The sequence below is a fragment of the Ignavibacteriales bacterium genome (genome assembly GCA_026390575.1).
Taxonomy (GTDB): Bacteria; Bacteroidota; Ignavibacteria; order UBA10030; family UBA10030; genus Fen-1298.
Genome location: JAPLFR010000016.1, coordinates 211,011 through 230,812, shown reverse-complemented (window position 1 = coordinate 230,812; position 19,802 = coordinate 211,011). Strand labels below are relative to the sequence as shown.

The following is a 19,802-nucleotide window of genomic DNA, read 5'->3' as shown; positions in this document are numbered from 1 at the left end:
CTATCATCAACAAACTTGAAAGGAGAAATACAATGGCAAAACCTCAACGTGTTACAATCCTGAAAGCGAATATTAAGGATCAACCCGGTACGGTACTCGGTATCATGAAAGATTTGAAATCAAAAAATATTGCATTGAAAAGTCTTTGGGGTTCTGGGAAAAGCGAAGGAGCCGCAGATCTCTACGCGATCGCAAAAGATCCGGATAAATTACGCAATGCATGGAAAGCTTCGGGTGTGTTTGCAGAAGAAGGAACGGGAATTTTCATTACAGGTGTGGACAAAACAGGCGTTCTCCTGAAAAGTCTTGAAGCACTGGCGCAAGCCAATGTAAGCATGAAAGCATTAATCGCGATTGCAGTGAGCGGAAAATATGGCTCGATCATTTGGGTTGATGCCATGGATGTCGAAAAAGCAGCGCAAGTATTGGGAGCCAAATAAAAGCGTTACAGCAGTAGTGAAGTGAATGATCTATAGAAGGAGTAATCCCGCCCGACGATGACGGACGGGATTACAGTTACAGGGCTCCGCCTGTTAGGTTGCCTGACTCGATGCTTATCTTAATAGCATAGTACATTCTTTAAAGGAACGTATGTTACATCCAGAAGAAATTAAAAATGCTATTGGTGCTCATGGTAAATGGAAACAACGTCTTCGGCGGGCAATAGAAACAGGGAATAGTGATTTCATCGTTGACAAATTAAAAATCGATAACCAATGCGAATTTGGTAAATGGCTATATTCATTATCTTTAGATGAAAAGAGTTCGTCTTACTGGCCCACCATCCAACAATTGCATGCAAATTTTCATATCGAAGCTGCCCGTTTGTTAGAACTTGCAACACAAGGGAAGCAGCAAGAGGCTCTGGATGCAATGCTCATTGGAAGCGATTTTGCTAGACTCTCTAGCCAATTAACAATGGCGATGGTGAAATGGAAGTGTTCATTAACATAAACAGGCAACCTCACCATGCGCTCCCCGCTAGAACGCCCGACTTCATCGCGGTCTTGTCCCAACGGTGTCGGGACGGACTATGCGGGATTAAATTTTAGGCCGCTGGCTGTTAGGGCACAACGTTTAATGATTAAACAAAGGAGGATCTATGATATGTCCCTCGTGTGGTAAGATGGCATCCACATGGATGCGAAACTCTTTTTCCTTGCAAGGTGTATCATTTGTACAATCACTCAAAGGACAATTGAGGTGCCAACAATGCGGAACACTCTTGCGAAATAAAAAGTATAGCAAGCAAATGTGGTATCTATTGGTTGCAATGGTGGTTGTAATGGCTCTCATAATATTGTTTTCGAATCATCTTCGCCAGGTATTTGGCATGGGTGCAGTTGCAATTTATTGGATTGTACTTGTCATAATGGTCTTTTCATTGTTTGTTTATGGGATGTGGAAGTTTTCCGTACTGGAAATTGTCAAAGAAGATAAAGAAAAGGAAAAATAGTTATTTGTCTGTTACACCCTCACCAGGCGGTTCCCCGCTCGCCGACCTGCCCGCCGAACAGGTTCTTTGGCAGGCGGGCGCACTTCGTGCTTTGGCGAACAAGCCAGAACGCATGGCGGGTATAGGTTTTGTGAATTAGGAAATTAATTACATTATTAGACCGCTGACTGCCTGCCCGCCATGTTTAGTGGCGGGTTAGGCGGTCATCTAAAAAAATACTATGCTCAAAGAATTAAACAATGTCACTCAAATTCAAGGTGAACCAAGACGACGATGGTTTGCTGATGAATTCTTCGACCTCATAGTCTGGTACGACGACAAGAATGAAATCTCGGGATTTCAGCTTTGCTATAATAAGGAAGATGATGAGCATGCCTTAACATGGAAACGAAAATCATCTTATACTCATCATCGAGTGGACGATGGCGAGTCTAAGCCTCACCGCAAAGCGACTCCAGTTCTCGTAGCGGACGGTATGTTTAACCACAAGAGTGTTGCTGAACGATTTAGCCGGGAAAGTAAAAATATCGAGCAAGCTTTGTCCGAATTTGTGTTAGAAAAGATTCTTCAATACGAAATCAGCGATGACCGCTAACCAGGCACTCCCCGCTGGCTGCTTGCCCGCAATGGTATTGCGCGTTGTTTTCTAGAAAACCGTACAAAGTTAAACCACTATTTCGGAACAAGAATATGGAACTAACAACAATTGAACACGATAGAAAAGAAATGCAAGCACGGAGAATGTTTGACCAGCTGAGATGGCAGCGGATTACCCTGCTCGGCGTTCTTGGTTACGAGGCGATAGGCGCCTTGTTGGGTGGCAGCCTTCTCGTCGCGGCACCAGACGGCCGATATATGGACATGCCAGTCGGCATCATGCATGGCGTCTTCCGTGATTTTCTGATCCCCGGTATCATCCTCATTGGATTGGGTATCCTAAATGCAGCTGCCTTTGTCGCAGCCTTTCGCAAAAGCCGAGCTGACTGGGTTATGGCGGGTCTCGCTTTGGGCGGGCTGGCCATCTGGTTCGCTGTTGAAATCGCCATTTTGCAGGAACTGCACTGGTTACACCTCATGTGGGGTCTGCCTGTCTATGTGGGTGGCTTGGCGGCCATTCCGCTGATTCCTTCCCAATACGCGACGATGCCAAAAGCCCTGCTCATTTGTGGTATCCTCTCTTCACTGCTTTATGTTGCGATGAACGTTGTTGTGCCGATGCAATGGCCAGCCTATAATTGTGCCTCTCAAACGATCAGCGAGCTTTCTGCGGTTAACGCTCCGACATCGCCAATATGGGTGTGGCTGGGCATTCTCTACACCTTGCTTGTGACTGCTTTCGCGTGGGGAGTGTGGAAATCGGCTGGTCAAAATCACGCTTTGTGCACTGCAGGAAAATTGTTAGTTGCCTATGGCGCCCTCGGTGTCTTTTGGCCGTTTGCTCCGATGCACCTTCGTGAAACGCTGGCAGCGGGTGGAAGCACAGTCAGCGATACCATGCATATCACACTGGGAGTGGTGACCGAGATTCTCTATCTAGCCGCGCTTGGTTTCACAGCAGCGGCATTCGGAAAGCGGTTCCGTCTCTATTCCATCGCGACTTTCGTCATCCTTCTTATCTTTGGCATCCTGACTTTTTTGGATGCGCCGGGCATCTCCACAAATCAGCCCACACCATTCATCGGAGTTTGGGAGCGGATCAACATCGGCATTTTCCTGCTCTGGGTCGTAGTACTTGCCATTATCCTCCTGCGGTCAGAAAAGAGCCGGACGCAGTTAACGGCAGCAATTCCTAACGAGGAAGGGAAGGAAAGAATATGAAATTGAAAGTACTTGTAGGAAGCGGAAAAAAAATTGGATTGCTCACAATGCCTTTTATGATAATTGGTTTTATTCTCAATATCATGATTCCATCTTTATTCAGTGTGGGTGGTCCATCAATTGTTTTACAAGTGATTTCAATAATTATTTTAATTCCTGGAATTACTATTTGGATATGGTCGGTAGTTTTGATATTAATAAAAGTACCCCGAAAAGAACTGATAACAAATGGACCTTACTCTTTAGTGAAGCACCCATTATATACAAATGCGGCTTTCCTTGTGCTGCCATGGATTGGTTTTCTATTGAACACATGGTTAGGAGTCTTGATTGGAATTATCGTATATATTGGATCTAGAATATTTTCACCTGAAGAAGAAGAGATATTGTCAAAGATTTTTGGTACCACCTGGAATGAATACTGCAATAAGGTAAAAATACCGTGGCTATAAGGAAGGTCAAGAAGAAGGCAGTCAATATTGAAAGTGTACTGAATGAACTATAGAAGCAGTAATCTCACCCGACTTCTTCGCGGTTTCGTGGCTGACTAAAAAGTCCGGAGTTGTCATGCTGAACTCGTTTCAGCATCTGTTTTTTGTAAAGAATTAGACCCCGAAACACTTGCCTGCGTGCCGATGCACTTCCGCTTGCACTTCGTTTCAGCGGACAAGTCGGCAGGCAGGAGTTCGGGGTGACATTTTCTTTCTTTTTGGACAACCCCGGATATGGCGGACAGGCACACAACAAACAAACATATCAAGGAGTTATCGCAATGAAAGGAAACATTTGTCCTCAATGTGGAAAGCCAGTTATGCCTTATGGTCGATTCATACGCGAAGCAGAACCATACAAAGTTTCAAACTGTGGAAGCTGTGATACTAAACTAAAACGAAGTCCTCGCGTGTACCTCTACCTTCTGATTATGTTGGTTCTTCTTTTAGCGATAAGCTTCCCACTCTATTATGCTATGATTGCAGCGGCTATTGCGTTTAGCATCATCTGGCCCGTCATGATACTATGGCTTTTCTGTTGGAGTATTTTAGTGAATTATTTTTCTTGGCGCTCTATTGGATGGGTGATTGCAGACGAGAAAAACAAATGAGGATGATTATTTCTCATTAATTTTCATTCGTAACGTTAAACGAGGCGTTTCCTGCCACAAAACAGCGGGACGGTCGGAGCACCCACACATGAGCCAGCAATAATAAAAACTATAATCACAACTTGGAGGCATTATGCAATGTCCATCCTGTGGTCAACAAGCAATAAGTTTATTCCAATTCTGTTCTTTGCGCAGGCGCGGTGTCAGTATTCCACAAGCTATCAAGGGTTATCTTAAATGTCGTAACTGTGGAGCACTTCTTCGAATAGTAGGCTTTACTCCAACGTTATGGATTTATTTCGGTTTGGTGTTCGCAGCCTTTTTTGTCTTTTGGATGTTGCTTCCTCGACTAATTCCCAATATTGGATATAAAGTTACTATGGGAATAATAGTATTGTGGCTTGTATTCGTACTATTCGGTTTAACCTATGTTCGGTGGAAAAATACGCTGATCGACAAAACGTAACAATTATCGATTGAATCTGTTGCGCCCCTAACGAAGCGTTCCCCGCTATAAACATTTAAAATATTCAACACTTTGATGCAACTAGCCCGGATATTAATGCGTAATACATTAGAAACAAAAAAAGGAGTATAAAATGAATAACATTATAAAATTTGGAGAAGATGTAGAAGGATATAACATTCCTGTTTTAAATGAACGAGAAATAAGGGCATCAGCAGGAATATATTTTTTATTTGTCTTTATGTCTTTAATGCTCATTATCTTTAAACAGGATTTTATAATGATAAAGTATGTTATCACCATCTTCCTTACAGATTTTATAATACGTGTTTTTGTTAATCCTAAATTTTCTCCTTCGTTAATCATTGGGCGTTTGATTGTTGGGAATCAAGTCCCGGAATATGTCGGGGCTCGACAAAAAAAGTTTGCATGGATCATTGGCGTGGTGTTATCGGCACTCATGTTCGTTTTTATGGTGCTCGTAAATTCCTATAGCCCGATAACAGGTATTATCTGTCTCATCTGCCTGATATTTTTATTCTTTGAATCAGCGTTTGGTATTTGTTTGGGATGTAAATTTTATCCAATGTTTTTTAAAGATAAAGTTCAATACTGCCCCGGTGAAGTATGTGATGTAAAAGCAAAACACGACATTCAAAAAACCTCCAAGATTCAGTTGTTTATTATTGTTGGACTTGCTGCATACATTTTCCTTGTTGCCTTATTCTTCAATGATAATTTTAGTAAGCAACCATATGACTTATTTGGAATTTCCGGCTCTACGCAAACCAAATAAAAGAATAAGCCTGCCAACCAGCGGGAAGGTGCGGGTACATTTTGCATGGCTGTTCGAGGTGTAGAATAAATTTGTAAGCCAGAGGTCTACGAACCTTCGGTTCATAAGTGCGGTGGGGAAAAACAAAAAAGCCCAATTGATTGCTCAATTGGGCTTTTAATTTAAAACCTTGCGAAGGATATTAACTCTTCGCAAGGCTGAAGAGTGAGTTATTTTGTTTCTTCAGTATCGAGATCATCGGTTTCTTTTTTGCTTTCATAAATTGCCCAGCCAATGGCTGCCGCTGCAATAACCGCAACAACGATACCGGTCAACAGATCAGTTCCGCCAATATTCGCTTTCGTAATGTTGAATTTCAACACCAATCCGAGCGTGAGCAAGCTGACCATATTCATAACCTTGATCAACGGGTTAATCGCAGGTCCTGCTGTATCTTTTAACGGATCGCCAACGGTATCGCCGGTAACAGCGGCTTTGTGCGCTTCTGAACCTTTACCGCCGTACAATCCGTCTTCGATCATTTTCTTAGCATTATCCCATGCGCCGCCAGCGTTTGCCATAAACACAGCAAGCAGTTGACCGACAAGGATCGTACCGGCAAGGAATCCACCGAGCGCGTATGGTCCAAGGATGAATCCGACAAGAATCGGCGTCATGATGGCGAGGAGACCCGGTCCAATGAGTTCTTTCTGTGCAGTTTGAGTACAGATATTAACAACGCGGCCGTAATCTGGTTTCTTCGTACCTTTCCAAATTTCAGGATCGTGGAATTGAATGCGGCATTCTTTGACAATCCAGAAAGCGGCACGGCCGACGGCACGAATAAGCATTCCGCTGAAGAGGAACGGCACTGCGCCGCCCAGCATGAATCCGATAAACACTGTCGGATTGGCAACAGTAATCTTACCGGCTTCTTCGAAATATTGTGAAATCTGCATCAGGTTAATTTTATCTTCGCTGCCGACTGCAATGACGGCGATGAAACTTGCAAACAACGAGACCGCCGCGATAACCGCAGAACCAATTGCAATACCTTTGGTTTCAGCTTTCGTCGTGTTACCGACGGCATCGAGATCGGCAAGAATTTGTCGGGCGCGTTTGTAGCTGCCCGGTTTTTCTTTTTCCATCTCATCTTTTTCGTAACCCATTTCGCCGATACCATTTGCATTATCTGCCACTGGTCCAAACACGTCCATCGAAATGGTGTTGCCTGTCAATGTTAACATGCCGATACCGGTCATGGCAACGCCGTAGGCGATGAAGAGAGGAGGAGTGCCTGCATAGACCAACACGGAGAGGAAAATTGCAACGGCAATAACAACGATTGCCGCAACGGTGCTTTCATAGCCGAGCGCAATTCCCTGAATAATGTTTGTTGCATGTCCTGTAGTGCAAGCTTTTGCAAGACCTTTTACCGGTGTATGGCTTGTATGCGTGTAATAACTTGTGACTTTATTCAATGCAACGGCAAGGAAAATACCAATCATGCAGGTGATCGCAGGACGTAAATCAAGATAGGGAATACCAAAATTTGCAATCCAGGGAAGAGAGATTGCCGTTCCATCAGCATGAAAGAATCCTGCAACGGCTGTTGGGTTGCTTGCGAGGTATGCTGGATCAAAATAGAGATAGCCAAATCCGAGTGCAACGAATCCAACAATACTGATAATAGAACCGATCCAGAATCCGCGATGGACGCTTTTTAAAGCTGTATCTGAAGTATCATCGGCACCGGCTTTCACCGTGTACGTGCTGATGATGGAACCAAGAACGCCGATACCGCGAACGAGCAGCGGGAAAATAACGCCCTTGTGTCCGAAGCTTGCCATACCAAGAATCATTGCAGCAACGATGGTGACTTCATAACTCTCGAAAATATCTGCTGCCATACCAGCGCAATCGCCGACGTTATCACCGACGTTATCGGCAATCGTGGCTGCGTTGCGCGGATCATCTTCCGGAATATCTTTTTCGATTTTACCGACAAGGTCGGCACCAACGTCTGCGGCTTTTGTGTAGATACCGCCGCCAACGCGCATAAACAATGCGATCAGTGTTCCACCAAAACCAAATCCTAAAAGAGCTTCGTATGCGTGTTCACCGAACATCATGAAGATCAAGGTTCCGCCGAGCAGACCCAAGCCATCCGTGAGCATACCGGTGATAGTTCCTGTGCGGTACCCAAGTTGAAGCGCTTCGCCATAACTGCGTTTTGCAGCTGCTGCAACACGAAGGTTTCCCTGTGTGGCAAGGCGCATACCGACAAAACCAACGAGGAAGCTAAAGATGGAACCTACGAGGAACGCGCCTGAACGTCCCCAACGGAAGACATCGATCGTTCCTGTGTACGTGAAATAAAGGAACAAAGTGATAATAATGATCAATGGTCCGATCTTTTTAAACTGCGCTGCGAGATAGGCGTTCGAGCCTTCACGCACAGCGGCTGCAATTTCTTGCATTTTCTTTGTGCCCTGGTCGGCTTTACGCACTTGCTTGACCAGCAAGAGAGCATAGAGCAAACCGGCAATGGCAACGCAGAGCACTGCAAGTAGTCCATAGACTTCAATGGGTTTAAAACGCGCATCGCTGAAAAGAGCAAATGGGCGAAATGACTCTTGGGCAACCGTTTGTTCGGTGCTCTGAGTGTAACCGGTGTATGGCATGAAGGCATACGCGGCAACGAAGAAGATCATCATCGCAATAAGATAATTGCGGCGTGTCGTCTTCGAGGTATTGACAAAAAGATTACGTAAGGTGTTCATTGTACATCCTATAAAGTGATTAAGAAGTTGTCAAATACTGAAGCAAATAAACGATGGGTATAATTATCGCTATCATAGTAAATTGAGGTTTTTTTAGTAAAAAATCAAATAAATTATTTGTCTTTACATGGTGGGAATAAAGGAACAGCAAAAGAATCGAATCATTTACATGAGGCCGTGCTTCATGAAGTTTTTTACATTTTGACGGATGGAGTCCAAAGTCAGAGTCTGAGATTGCTGCGCCCATTGACCCAGCAGATTCCGCAGCCCTCCTGTGATGAAATGACGAAAGAGTGTTATATCTATATCGGTTCTGAATATTTTCTTTCGTACACCTTCCCGGATAATTTCTTCGGCAAGGTCGAAAAAATCGTTATAGTGCTTAGCAACATTTCCTCGTTTGTTGTTGATCAAAAGGTGCTGTTCGTTAACAAACACAGAGGCGATAGATGGATTTGCGATGAAGAGCCCGAAAAAATTATCAATCACAAGGTCGAGTTTTTGTGCAGGGTCTATATCTGAACGTTTTACGATAATCCGCAATCCATTGGTTAATTCAGACCACAGACGGTCGAAGATTGTGAGTAAAATACCTTCTTTATTCTTGTAGTAAAGGTAGATGCTTCCGGTAGCAACACCGGCGAGATCCGCTATGGACGATATTTTCGCATGGTAATACCCGTCCTTTGCGAATACTTTTACTGCTGCATCCAAAATCGCCTGTTCTTTGTTCCCTTCGCGCTTCCGCATGTTTTTATTCCTCTGAATAATGAAGCACTATTCAAAAATGATAAACTATTTCTTCCTTGTCAACCTCTATGATCGTAAGTGTTTATTGTCTGTCCTGTCTTCGTGCATCAATATGAGAAATTAATTGAAAGAATTTTTAAATGTGTTCTTGACTTTTTTTGAAAGATTTATTATTCTAATTCCAGAATGAGCAATGAATTAGAATATCGCAGTCAGCAACAGGCTTGGTGGTGGCGCTGGATAAAGTCCGCGCTTCCTCTGAGGTAGCTCATTTACATCGATTACCCAGCAAAGGTGGAAACGCGGACGAGAGCGTTCCCACTTTTTTCGTTTCATGCCGAATCGATCTGTCGTGGGAACCTCTGTTCACAATTATTAATCACATAAACAACATCAACATTCAACAACATGGAGGTCGTTATGCCACGTAAATTTATGCTCGAAGAAAAAGAAATTCCGACTCACTATTACAATATCCTTGCGGATCTGCCTACACCTATGGACCCGCCGCTTCATCCCGGCACCAAACAGCCGGTTGGTCCGCAGGATCTCGCACCAATCTTTCCCATGGAATTGATAAAACAAGAAGTAACCACAGAACGGCTGATTGAAATTCCGGATGCAGTGCGGAACGCATACGCCACGTATCGTCCAACGCCGCTCATCCGTGCCCTTGATCTTGAAAAAGCACTCGATACTCCTGCGCAAATATATTACAAATATGAAGGTGTCAGTCCGGCAGGAAGCCATAAATTGAATACGGCACTTGCACAGGCGTACTATAATAAAGAAGCCGGGATAAAGCGCATTGCCACAGAAACGGGAGCCGGACAGTGGGGAAGTGCACTGTCGTTGGCATGTAAAATGTTCAAGATGGAATGCAAGGTATATATGGTCAAGGTGAGTTATGAGCAGAAGCCGTATCGCCGTTCTATGATTCACACGTGGGGAGCGGAAGTGGTTGCGAGTCCGAGCACCGACACAAAAGCGGGCAGGGATGCACTTGCAAAGAATCCAAATTCAACCGGCAGCCTTGGCCTTGCCATTAGCGAAGCAGTAGAAGACGCCGCAGGCCGTCAGGATACCAATTATGCACTTGGCAGCGTGTTGAACCACGTGCTGCTGCATCAAACAATCATCGGACTGGAATCGCAGAAACAAATGGAGAAAGCCGGAGTGTATCCTGATATCGTCATCGGTTGTGTGGGCGGCGGATCGAATTTCGGCGGTATTGTACTGCCGTTTATTAAAGATAAAATTGGTGGGAAAAAACTTCGAGCCATTGCAGTTGAACCGACCACGTGTCCGTCATTAACAAAAGGCGAGTACCGGTACGACTTGGGGGATGTTGCCGGAATGACGCCGTTGCTTATGATGTACACGCTCGGACATGATTTCATGCCGCCCTCGATTCACGCCGGCGGATTACGCTACCACGGCATGTCTCCTATCGTCAGCAAATTGTATAAGGATAAACTGATTGAAGCGCAGGCATACAGCCAGACTGAAATATTCGAAGCTGGAGTGCTGTTCGCGCAAACAGAAGGAATTATCCCTGCGCCGGAATCATCGCATGCCATCAAATCGGCAATTGAGGAAGCAAAGAAAGCTAAGGTTGAAGGAACAAAGAAAATTATTCTCTTCAACCTGAGCGGTCACGGCCATTTTGATATGAGTGCTTACGACGCATATTTCGCCGGCAAGCTTGGCAACGGCAATGGAAACGGGAAGTAAAACACCGCTTAATTAATTTTTCAGAAGGGGGCGAATCGAACAATTCGCCCCCTTTTTTATTTAGAGTTATAAAAATGGAATAGTAAACTATAAATGGCAGCATGCGCTATTCCGAAAGATGTTTTTTATCTGTATCTTGCTCGCAACAATTCTTATCACATAACAGGATTTATTATGAAATCATCAGCACGATGGTTAACACGGACGAAGCTCCAGTTGATCATGACATTGACGGCACTGACGGCGATATTTTGCCAGCCGAAGACCATCACCATTTTGCATACGAACGATATGCATGCAAGTTTTATTCCGCATGAAGCTTTTTGGGTGAAAGAAAATCCCAAGCCGCTGGTCGGCGGATTTAATGAACTCTCGTTTGTCGTCGACAGCTTGCGACGCGTGAAATCCGCATCCCTGTTGCTTGATGCCGGCGATGTAATGACGGGAAATCCGATTACAGAATATACATACGGCGGTGCTGAAGGTGGAGCGTTATTTGAAATGATGAACCGCATCGGTTATGAACTGTGGACGCCGGGCAACCATGATTTTGATATTTCGGTGGCCAATCTTCGCAAGCTGACGAATGTTGCTAAGTTTCCGACAATTTCTGCAAATATTCTCGATACGTTAAACAAATTTCCCATCAACAATAAGGAATACATCATCATCGAGAAAAACGGATTGAAGATCGGCATTATCGGCATCATGTCCGATGACTTCTACAATCTCGTGAATCAAAACAGCGGTGCAGGTATCAAAATCCTTCCATCGATTGAGACGGTGAAACGGCTTGCTGCATTGCTTTTTCCGCAAACAGATTTACTGATTGCGCTCACACACCAAGGTGTGGATGAAGATTCAATTCTGGCGGTGAATGTACAAGGGTTGGATGTAATTATCGGCGGACATTCACATACACGGCTGAAGCACCCAAAAAGAGTTAACGGCGTTTTGATTGTACAGACTGGATCAAATTTGGAAAATCTTGGCGTTCTCGATTTGAAAGTAGAAAAACATCATGTGATTTCGTACGATGGAAGTTTGGTACAACTATGGCACAATGCTGCCAGACCAAAAACGGAGCTTTCTGCTTTTATTGATTCTATCAAAATGATGATAGATCAGGATTATTCAAAAGTTATTGCCACACTGAAAACCGATTGGAATCGCGGCCGCGGCGAAAGCGGTATCGGTAACTTTATTGCCGATGCGCAGCGTGAAGCTGCGGGTGCGGATGTCGGTTTTATGAATTCCTCGGGCATCAGAAAAGATTTGACAGCTGGGCCCATTACAAAACGGGATATATTTGAGATACTTCCATTTCGCAACATCCTTGTGAAGTTTGACCTTACCGGGAAACAACTCCGTTCCATGGTAGAATTCTTTCTTAACGAGCACACCGGTGTTCAGACATCGGGCATTCAATGTGAGTGGCGGAAAAAGACCGGTGGCGGAATTGAATTTACTACATTTCTTGTGAATGGCAAGCCGTTGGATGAAAATAAAACCTATATCGGTGCAGCAAGCGATTATATGATGGGAGAATCTGAAAAATATTTTGGGTTTAAACTATCGAAACTCACCGTGCTCAATCAAACAGTCTTCTCTGCTATCGAAATGAAAGTACGGGCTGTAAAAGAAATCTCCTCCGAGATCGAACACCGTATCAAACTCGTGAAATAAAGACATTGAAAGGAACAACCATGAGTCAACATTTTCCTATCCTTATTATCACCGGCCGTCCGGCAGCCGGAAAATCTGAAGTCATCGACTTTTTAAAAAAATGCGATCCGATACTACGGCTTGAAAAATTCCACATTGCTAACTTTGAAGAGCTTGATGATTTCGTCTATGTATGGGAAACGTTTGAGTTGGATGATTTGATGACGCGATTCAAGAAGCCGCGTATCTGGAGCGATGAAAAGTATTGGTTCAAGGATCAGTATATCTGGGATTTGTATATGGATCGTATGGCACTGGATTACAAGAAGAAAGTATTGAAAGACCCTGCATATCACGATAAGATGACGACGCTCGTGGAATTTGCGCGAGGCGGTGAGAACGCTATCCATCACGCGTTGACATTTCTTTCTGATGAGATGCTCAGCAAGGCTTCGTTGGTGTATATTAAAGTACCATACGAGGAATCTGTTCGCAAGAATCGCAGACGCGCGCGGCCCGGTCAGGAAGATTCCATTCTCTATCATTCTTTGCCGGATGAGAAGATGGAGTTTTATTACAAGACAAACGATTGGGAACAATTGACGGCAAAGGATCCGAATTTCATCGAAGTGAAAGGACACACGATTCCCTATTGTGCATTTGAGAACATGCCGGAGAAGACAATGGATCCAGCGCTTATTGCTCCCGAGCTTGAGCGTGTAACAACGAAGTTGTGGAGTTTACAGAAGTAGAACAGGATAACATAAATGACGTAGCATCCGATCACCAGATCGGATATTCTTGCGTGAATAAATCCGATCGGTGACCGCCTGCCTGCTCGCCGACGCACTTTGTGCTTAGGCGAGCCTGCCGCAGGCAGGGATTCTACCGAATCAATGGGGAAATGCTAATGAAACCGTTTTCGAGAAAACCTCCAAGATGGCAAGATCCTAATTCTTTATATTTTCTCACGTTTTGCACTTTTAATCGACAACAACTTCTTCATAAAAATCAAATTCCGGAATATCTTATCGAAGAATTACGATTCTATTCGAAGAAGCTTAAGGATATAATAGCATTTACTATTATGCCCGATCACATTCATCTCTTGGTAGAAATTAAAACTGTTCTATCAATGTCCGTGTTTTTGAGAGACTTCAAGAAATTTACATCACATGAGATCATGAGGCATGGGATAGAAAAGCATGTCTGGCAGAGAGGAACGATGGACCATTGCATACGGATTTCATTAGAGAACAAGGATTTTGAAAATCATCTTTCTTATATCTTTTCAAATTCGTGGAAGCATCTTGGTATTAAACCCAAAGATTTTCCATATCATAATTTTCGTGAGATTGTTAAAAAAGGATGGCTCAAAGATGTTTTCTGCGACTTCGATGCGCCAAAGGAATTTGATAGATACGAGTAGCATCCGATCACCAGATCGGATGATGATGGAATCCGGTCGGTGACCGGATTCTACGGATTAATGCCCTGACCTTCTTTTTGGAATCACATTCTACGGACGAGATATCATAATGTAGCATCCGATCATTAGATCGGATGATGATGGAATCCGGTCGGTGACCGGATTCTACGGATTAATGCCCTGACCTTCTTTTTGGAATCACATTCTACGGACGAGATATCATAATGTAGCATCCGATCATTAGATCGGATCATCGTAGCATCCGATCACCAGATAGGATATTCTTGCGTGAATAAATCCGGTCGGTGACCGCCTGCCTGCTCGCCGACGCACTTTGTGCTTAGGCGAGCCTGCCGCAGGCAGGGATTCTACCAGTTAATGTCCTGATCTCCCCTTTGGCATTACATTCCACAGACGTGACATCACATAAGCGCCAATGAGTGCAAATGGAATTGGTGTCCAATGCCACGCTTCCCAGCCCCAGTTTGTAGTAATGTATCCGACACCCATTCCAACAAATGCGCCGGCGAGGTATTGCATTCCATCGAATAATCCTGCAGCTGTTGCTACAGCTTTCTTTCCGCCGAAGTCCATCGATGCTGCACCACCAATCATTCCATGCGCACCGTTGACGCAGAAGGAGAGTAGCACGAGACAGCATGCTGCCAACACAGGGCCGAAGTTAAGAAGATCCGATATGCCGAAGAGGGCGAGGACTATTGCCATGCCGATGAATCCGAAAGTGATCACCGGTGCGCGCCGTCCACCGAAGGTGCGGTCCGAAGCGATACCGAACACAAAACCGCCAGCGATGCCGGCGAGCGCAATTCCCCATGTCGCAATGATGTATGGAAGGTACGTCGCGAAGTGGGCTTTGTCTGCGCCATAGAAATCCACAAAATATTTAGGCCACCACGCATCCACGACACTCCGGCGCACAAAACCAATCATCATGGAACCGAGCGCGATCATCCACATAACGCGCGATGCAAAAACTTTTCTGAGAACATACTTGACAGACGACGGTTTGCCATCGCTGTCTTCTGGATCGTCACCGGTTTCAAAGTCACCCAATCCAGCATCTTTCGGTGAGTTGTGCATAAAATAATAGTTGATGACAAAGAGTACTAACACGCACGCACCTGGAATCCAAAACGCGTACTGCCATGGAAGAAAGAGCAAAATAATCGGGACACCCTGGAATGCCAACAGCAATCCCAGGCGAATCAGTACACCGAATATTCCAGCGAAAGTGCCTCGTTCACGAACATGGAACCATTGCGCGTTCACTTTCACAATCGAAAGCGCGCCGAACGATTGGAAGAATCCATTCAATCCCCACACAATTGCCATCAGTGTCAGGATCATCCCACCGGATAAACCAAACTTGAGGGAAGCAGGGATAGCAACGTGCCGAGCTATGCCGATTCCTTCCCAGACTGCAGGAGAAATAACGGCGAGACCCGCAAGACCGAAGAGAAAGTTCATAATTGCAACACCGACGGCTCCGAAGAGGAATGCTTTTTTCCCGCCGATGCGATCAGCGAAAGGACCATTCAAGACAACGGAAAGTCCATACACAAGCGGCATAATCGTTTCGAATACACCCAGCTCTGTATTCTTCCAGCCAAGCAAGTCTGCGAGAGCGGGAGCAACCGCGGTATAATTGTAACGCGTCATATAGAAGAACGCGTAGAGAACTCCAAGCGACATCCAGTTGATGACGCGCTGTTTGCGGAATTCCGGACTGTGAACAGGGAGATCAGATGAAGTCATAGGATTCTTTAGTATAGTTCTTTGATGAATGTCGTTGTTAGAATAATTGAAAATGATAATTGACGGCAAAGCGAAGAATAAAACCGGACAAGTCTAAAGCAAAATTGGGCCAGGTTTGTCCATTGACTGTGACTGTATTTATTTTACCAGAAAAATATCCGGTCCCTGCCATGATGGACCAATTATCTGTCATAAAATATTGTGCACCGAACATAAACCGATAGGCGGTTGTAGAACCGGTTTTGTTGAAATCTTGTCCATAGTAATTTTCCATCACTTCGGTCGCCGAAAGGGATCCGACATCGATGCTGCTAAACAATGATAGATTCTGAATCGATTCAAGCGGTATGCTTCCACGGAGCGATCCATAGAAATAGGTACTGTTGATCTGATCGCCTGTGGTCTCGATCGTTGAGACTTTTGAGGTGAAGAAAAATTCATACCCAATCGCTGCTTGAATATAGCTGTTTATAACCCAACCTGCCTCTGCACCAAAAACAATATTTGTTCCTGAGGGATGTGTACCGTCGGATAAATGGAGTTGGTTTTTCCAATCTGTCAATGAAGGATAAAGTCCGCTTGTATTGAACTGAAGGTATATGCTGCTCTTTGAGCTTTCCGGTTGTCCATTCTGCGGCTGGTCTTGAAGAGTGGATGATGGATGAAACAAGTACTCTTTTCTCTCTTCCCCCACGGCGTGTGATATTCTGAAAAGTGTGATAGGAATTAAGTAAAAGAGAAATCGACGCATTGTCTTTATTTTATTGACCATACCGTTACAGGAATAAACTTCCTTGACCGGTTTGTTTAAGCTGCCAACAATCCTTGCCGACACGCTCGCCGATGTGTTCAAGAACATTCAGGATTGTCTGTTTCTCCGGCGTTATTCCGTTTCTGAGCAACGGCATAATATGAAGAACAATCTCATCAAATGTCGGTTGCTTTCTTTCTAGCTTCTGCCGACGGAGGAATGAAATAAGATAATACCGGACACGCAAGTTCAGGTCAATATGTGTTTTGAACTTCTCATTATTCTTGATGGAAAAAAGATGTGTTACTTCGTCAAAGTCGAAGGATTCTAGCAACAGCGGCGTTAAATCGGAGTATTCTTTTTTCAATAAATCGAGGAACCCAAGTTCCAATCCTTTGATAATAATCTCATCATTAATCTGTTCGAGTGTAGCACCGTGATGTTTCGCAATGATGCCTTCCATCGTTTGCATAATGATGTCGCCAATTTTCATTCCAAGATTTGCTTTTAGAATAGCTTTGGGCTTTCGGACTTTTTTGAAGTTGATGATTAACTGACCGGAAAGGACGGTAAACGGATTCTGTCGTTTCTTAAAACTTGTTTGTCCGTTTGCCTGCTTCACAGCTCCTGCGTATTCAAAACCGGCTCTCTCTGCAGTATCGACAATGAGATGCCAGAACTCCGGGTCTTTATGGGCAAACACAAAGCTCATCCAGCGATCAAACTTGAGTACGCGGTACATTTCTTCAATGGACTTGCCGATGAGATCGCCGTATTCTTCCTTGCTTTTGTTATGCTCGCCGCCTTCGATGGCTTCTTCTTGATAATCTTTTTCTGTTACCTCCAGATCGAGCCATGCATTCCACATAACCGATAGATCGAGGTATGGGATTTTCTTCCCATAAGGCGGATCAGTATAAATGTAATCTACACTCTTAGATTTGATGTTTTTGAGATCGGTCGCAGTGCCTTTAATAACGTTGGCATTAGCAATAGTGGAATTATTTATTTTGGATTCAATATCTCGCTTGGCTGAGGAAACCCGTCTAAATTTTGTTTCAAAGATATCGATTAGTTCAAGTTCACCTGGATCTGGAGCCATTCGATAACGGTAGTATCTGAACGGTCCGCTATCACCGCCACCTTCACTTTTTGTATAATGAAAAGTCAAATTGAATTTATTGACACTGCTTGAAAATGCAAGAAGTAATGATTTCCGAATATCTTTATCTTTTTCTTTGAGAATGAGACTTTTAAGTAAAGCCAATTGAGCTAATTGTTTCTCACTGAACAAGTCTTCAACCGTTTTAACGTCAGAACCTTTCGGAAGTGTAAATCCTTTTGGATATGGATATTTCTTGAGTGCTTCTTTGATTTCTTTTTTTGTAGTCGGTTTCTTCTCGACAAAAGCCTTCTTCACTCTGTCAAATGCTGCCGTTAACTCCGAAATCTTTACCGGAGCAATCAATGCATCCACTATAAATACTGACATCGGATTGAGGTCGATATTGATTGCCCGCCGGTCGGTCATCAATGCTTCAATCAATGTAACACCGCTTCCGCCAAATGGATCAAGAACCAAATCACCAGCTTGCGTAAAATTACGGATGTATTCCTGCACAACATTCCACGATTGCTTTGTAAAGTAGCCATGCACACCAAAGTGCCGTTTGGCTTCCTGTTTTCTCACCGGAAATTCTTCAGGAAGAGGCCGGCTGAGGTAATCGAATTCTTGGACAGATTTTTTCTCCGCACTCGGGAGTGGATAGACAATACTTTTTCCTATATGGAACGAGGCGGGTGAAAGGAAGGTCTCAAGTTTGTCCCAATTTCTTTCGATGTCGCGCAACTGAAAATGAAGTATGGGTTTTTGAGTGTCTTGTCGGAAGAGTGTGAATTCTTTGCCGTTGCAGAGAGCAAAAAACTTGGTACGTATCTCAGGATGCATTGAATAGCTAAAAACTTGCTCTACATTTTCACCATGAAGAATATTTTCTGTTGGAGCTTTTGCGTCTAAAACCCAGGCGTACGTGTCCTCGATCTTTAAGAGGTAATCCGGTACAATGTTGATCTGCCGTTTCTTTGAGCCAATTTTGACAAAGGGATGAGAGAGGGACTTACTGCGGACAATCTGCTGGCCTGAATAACCGAGTTCTTTGAGAATAGGAAGTACCAGTTCTTCACGAACGCTATCTTCTTTGAAATCGGAAGAATTGAGCCTGCGAAAATCGAAATTAGAAAAAAGGTTCTTTCTTGTGCTCATAGAATTCCAATGATATCTCTACCAAAAGAAATTCATTATGATGCGATACGATAAATTGCTGGACGATATTTTGGCAAAGGGACTTTTTTACCTGTAGATCGGGCAGTTGTAAGCCATGCTCGTTTTGCCCGAAGGACTTCTTTTAGCGCCTCATCGGGAGTTTTGCCGAAAGCTGAACAATACTTTAAATCGGGAATATCGGCGATGTATCCATCGTCGTCCTCGCTAAAGAAAATGTTGATATGATAATCTTTCATTGCTTCTCTCCGATTTGCAGATTGTATTTTTCAATCAATTCAAGAAACTGTTTGATTTGATAGGGTTTCGCTTGTCCTCGAACATTTTGGATGTTGATGAGTTCTTGAATACCAATATGCTGAAAAATATGATGACTTCCCTGCGCCCGTGTTAATTGAAAGCCGAATGCACGTAATAAAGATACAAAATCCCGGAATGAAATGTTCTTTGAGCCGGCAAGTATCTTTTTTAGGAGCTTCTTCTCTTTCAATGAAATAGACCTTTCGTTAATGCCATGTCACAATTTTCACTGTATGCTTTTTTCCCAACCCCTCTGTCCCGAAGAATTATCAATTCTCCGGGACATCTCCCCTTGGCAGGGGAGAAAAAAAATGTGCTCTTTTTTCATTTCTTGTAATGCTTCCCAAATCTGTGTCAATACACCGTAAAGATTTTCTTTCACATCAGAGTTGGTAAATCGAAGAAATTTGATTCCGTATTGCTTGATAAAAACTTCGCGTTCCGCATCACGCTTTTCAGCGCCCAATTGGAAATGACTGTCTCCATCAACTTCTATGACGAGCTTTAATTCAGTGCAATAGAAATCAACAATAAATTTACCCACGCTATATTGTCGTCGAAATTTCAGCCCGTCAACTTGGCGACGTTGAAGTTTTGACCAAAGAATAACTTCTGCTTCCGGCATCGAATGTCGCAATGATTTTCGTCTTGATTTTACTGCTGACTTGTTGAAGACGCGTATCATTTAATATTTTATTACACTTTTCTCCCCCTCA

Annotated in this window: 20 protein-coding genes; 12 read left to right on the top strand and 8 right to left on the bottom strand. The window is 43.9% G+C overall.

Annotated features, from left to right (window positions below):
- Positions 1-32: 32 nt before the first annotated feature.
- The 8 genes from NTX44_13880 (at position 33) to NTX44_13845 (ending at position 5,638) form a co-directional block, all read left to right on the top strand.
- Positions 33-440, top strand: coding sequence for a hypothetical protein (locus tag NTX44_13880; GenBank protein MCX6122695.1), 408 nt, complete (start codon positions 33-35; stop codon positions 438-440).
- A 151-nt stretch (positions 441-591) separates the two neighbouring features.
- Entirely contained in the window at positions 592-954 is a 363-nt protein-coding gene (locus NTX44_13875; GenBank protein ID MCX6122694.1) for a CZB domain-containing protein, read from the top strand.
- A gap of 331 nt (positions 955-1,285) precedes the next feature.
- Positions 1,286-1,456 carry a hypothetical protein gene (locus NTX44_13870; protein ID MCX6122693.1) on the top strand — a complete coding sequence of 57 codons (171 nt, stop codon included), beginning with the start codon at positions 1,286-1,288 and terminating at the stop codon, positions 1,454-1,456.
- Positions 1,457-1,676: 220 nt separating this feature from the next.
- Positions 1,677-2,051 (top strand): hypothetical protein, encoded by a 375-nt coding sequence (locus tag NTX44_13865; GenBank protein MCX6122692.1) that lies wholly within the window; start codon positions 1,677-1,679, stop codon positions 2,049-2,051.
- A gap of 95 nt (positions 2,052-2,146) precedes the next feature.
- Positions 2,147-3,274, top strand: a complete 1,128-nt coding sequence (locus NTX44_13860) for a DUF998 domain-containing protein (protein ID MCX6122691.1) — start codon at positions 2,147-2,149, stop codon at positions 3,272-3,274.
- The gene (locus NTX44_13855) at positions 3,271-3,726 is read left to right on the top strand and encodes a hypothetical protein (protein ID MCX6122690.1); all 456 of its coding nucleotides are present in this window, start codon (positions 3,271-3,273) and stop codon (positions 3,724-3,726) included. Before NTX44_13860 ends, NTX44_13855 begins: the two co-directional genes overlap by 4 nt.
- Before the next feature lie 239 nt (positions 3,727-3,965).
- Entirely contained in the window at positions 3,966-4,376 is a 411-nt protein-coding gene (locus tag NTX44_13850) for a hypothetical protein (GenBank protein MCX6122689.1), read from the top strand.
- Positions 4,377-4,975: 599 nt separating this feature from the next.
- Entirely contained in the window at positions 4,976-5,638 is a 663-nt protein-coding gene (locus tag NTX44_13845) for a DUF4395 domain-containing protein (GenBank protein MCX6122688.1), read from the top strand.
- Between the two features lie 209 nt (positions 5,639-5,847).
- Here NTX44_13845 and NTX44_13840 read toward each other — a convergent pair whose 3' ends face one another.
- Both NTX44_13840 and NTX44_13835 read right to left on the bottom strand, forming a co-directional pair.
- Positions 5,848-8,400, bottom strand: a complete 2,553-nt coding sequence (locus NTX44_13840; protein ID MCX6122687.1) for a sodium-translocating pyrophosphatase — start codon at positions 8,398-8,400, stop codon at positions 5,848-5,850.
- Positions 8,401-8,565: 165 nt separating this feature from the next.
- A complete protein-coding gene (locus NTX44_13835) occupies positions 8,566-9,150 on the bottom strand; it encodes a TetR/AcrR family transcriptional regulator (GenBank protein ID MCX6122686.1) in 585 nt (194 codons plus the stop codon).
- A gap of 420 nt (positions 9,151-9,570) precedes the next feature.
- Between NTX44_13835 and NTX44_13830 the strand changes: the two genes are divergently transcribed.
- The 4 genes from NTX44_13830 (at position 9,571) to NTX44_13815 (ending at position 13,978) form a co-directional block, all read left to right on the top strand.
- On the top strand, positions 9,571-10,884 hold the full coding sequence (locus NTX44_13830) for a TrpB-like pyridoxal phosphate-dependent enzyme (protein MCX6122685.1): 1,314 nt from the start codon (positions 9,571-9,573) through the stop codon (positions 10,882-10,884).
- Positions 10,885-11,058: 174 nt separating this feature from the next.
- A complete protein-coding gene (locus NTX44_13825; GenBank protein ID MCX6122684.1) occupies positions 11,059-12,570 on the top strand; it encodes a bifunctional UDP-sugar hydrolase/5'-nucleotidase in 1,512 nt (503 codons plus the stop codon).
- A gap of 20 nt (positions 12,571-12,590) precedes the next feature.
- On the top strand, positions 12,591-13,301 hold the full coding sequence (locus NTX44_13820; GenBank protein MCX6122683.1) for a hypothetical protein: 711 nt from the start codon (positions 12,591-12,593) through the stop codon (positions 13,299-13,301).
- Positions 13,302-13,459: 158 nt separating this feature from the next.
- Positions 13,460-13,978 carry a transposase gene (locus NTX44_13815; protein ID MCX6122682.1) on the top strand — a complete coding sequence of 173 codons (519 nt, stop codon included), beginning with the start codon at positions 13,460-13,462 and terminating at the stop codon, positions 13,976-13,978.
- Positions 13,979-14,353: 375 nt separating this feature from the next.
- On the opposite strand, the gene NTX44_13810 is transcribed toward NTX44_13815, so the two are convergent.
- Genes NTX44_13810 through NTX44_13785 form a run of 6 tightly spaced genes read right to left on the bottom strand, consistent with a single transcriptional unit; the run spans position 14,354 to position 19,771 of the window.
- On the bottom strand, positions 14,354-15,754 hold the full coding sequence (locus NTX44_13810) for an MFS transporter (GenBank protein MCX6122681.1): 1,401 nt from the start codon (positions 15,752-15,754) through the stop codon (positions 14,354-14,356).
- A gap of 37 nt (positions 15,755-15,791) precedes the next feature.
- Complete coding sequence (locus tag NTX44_13805; GenBank protein MCX6122680.1) at positions 15,792-16,505, bottom strand: outer membrane beta-barrel protein; 714 nt, start codon at positions 16,503-16,505, stop codon at positions 15,792-15,794.
- 25 nt (positions 16,506-16,530) lie between these two features.
- Complete coding sequence (locus NTX44_13800; GenBank protein ID MCX6122679.1) at positions 16,531-18,768, bottom strand: type I restriction enzyme HsdR N-terminal domain-containing protein; 2,238 nt, start codon at positions 18,766-18,768, stop codon at positions 16,531-16,533.
- Between the two features lie 35 nt (positions 18,769-18,803).
- Entirely contained in the window at positions 18,804-19,025 is a 222-nt protein-coding gene (locus NTX44_13795; protein ID MCX6122678.1) for a type II toxin-antitoxin system HicB family antitoxin, read from the bottom strand.
- Positions 19,022-19,276 carry a type II toxin-antitoxin system HicA family toxin gene (locus NTX44_13790; protein MCX6122677.1) on the bottom strand — a complete coding sequence of 85 codons (255 nt, stop codon included), beginning with the start codon at positions 19,274-19,276 and terminating at the stop codon, positions 19,022-19,024. The genes NTX44_13795 and NTX44_13790 overlap by 4 nt, the downstream gene beginning before the upstream one ends.
- Before the next feature lie 36 nt (positions 19,277-19,312).
- On the bottom strand, positions 19,313-19,771 hold the full coding sequence (locus NTX44_13785) for an endonuclease domain-containing protein (GenBank protein ID MCX6122676.1): 459 nt from the start codon (positions 19,769-19,771) through the stop codon (positions 19,313-19,315).
- Positions 19,772-19,802: the final 31 nt, after the last annotated feature.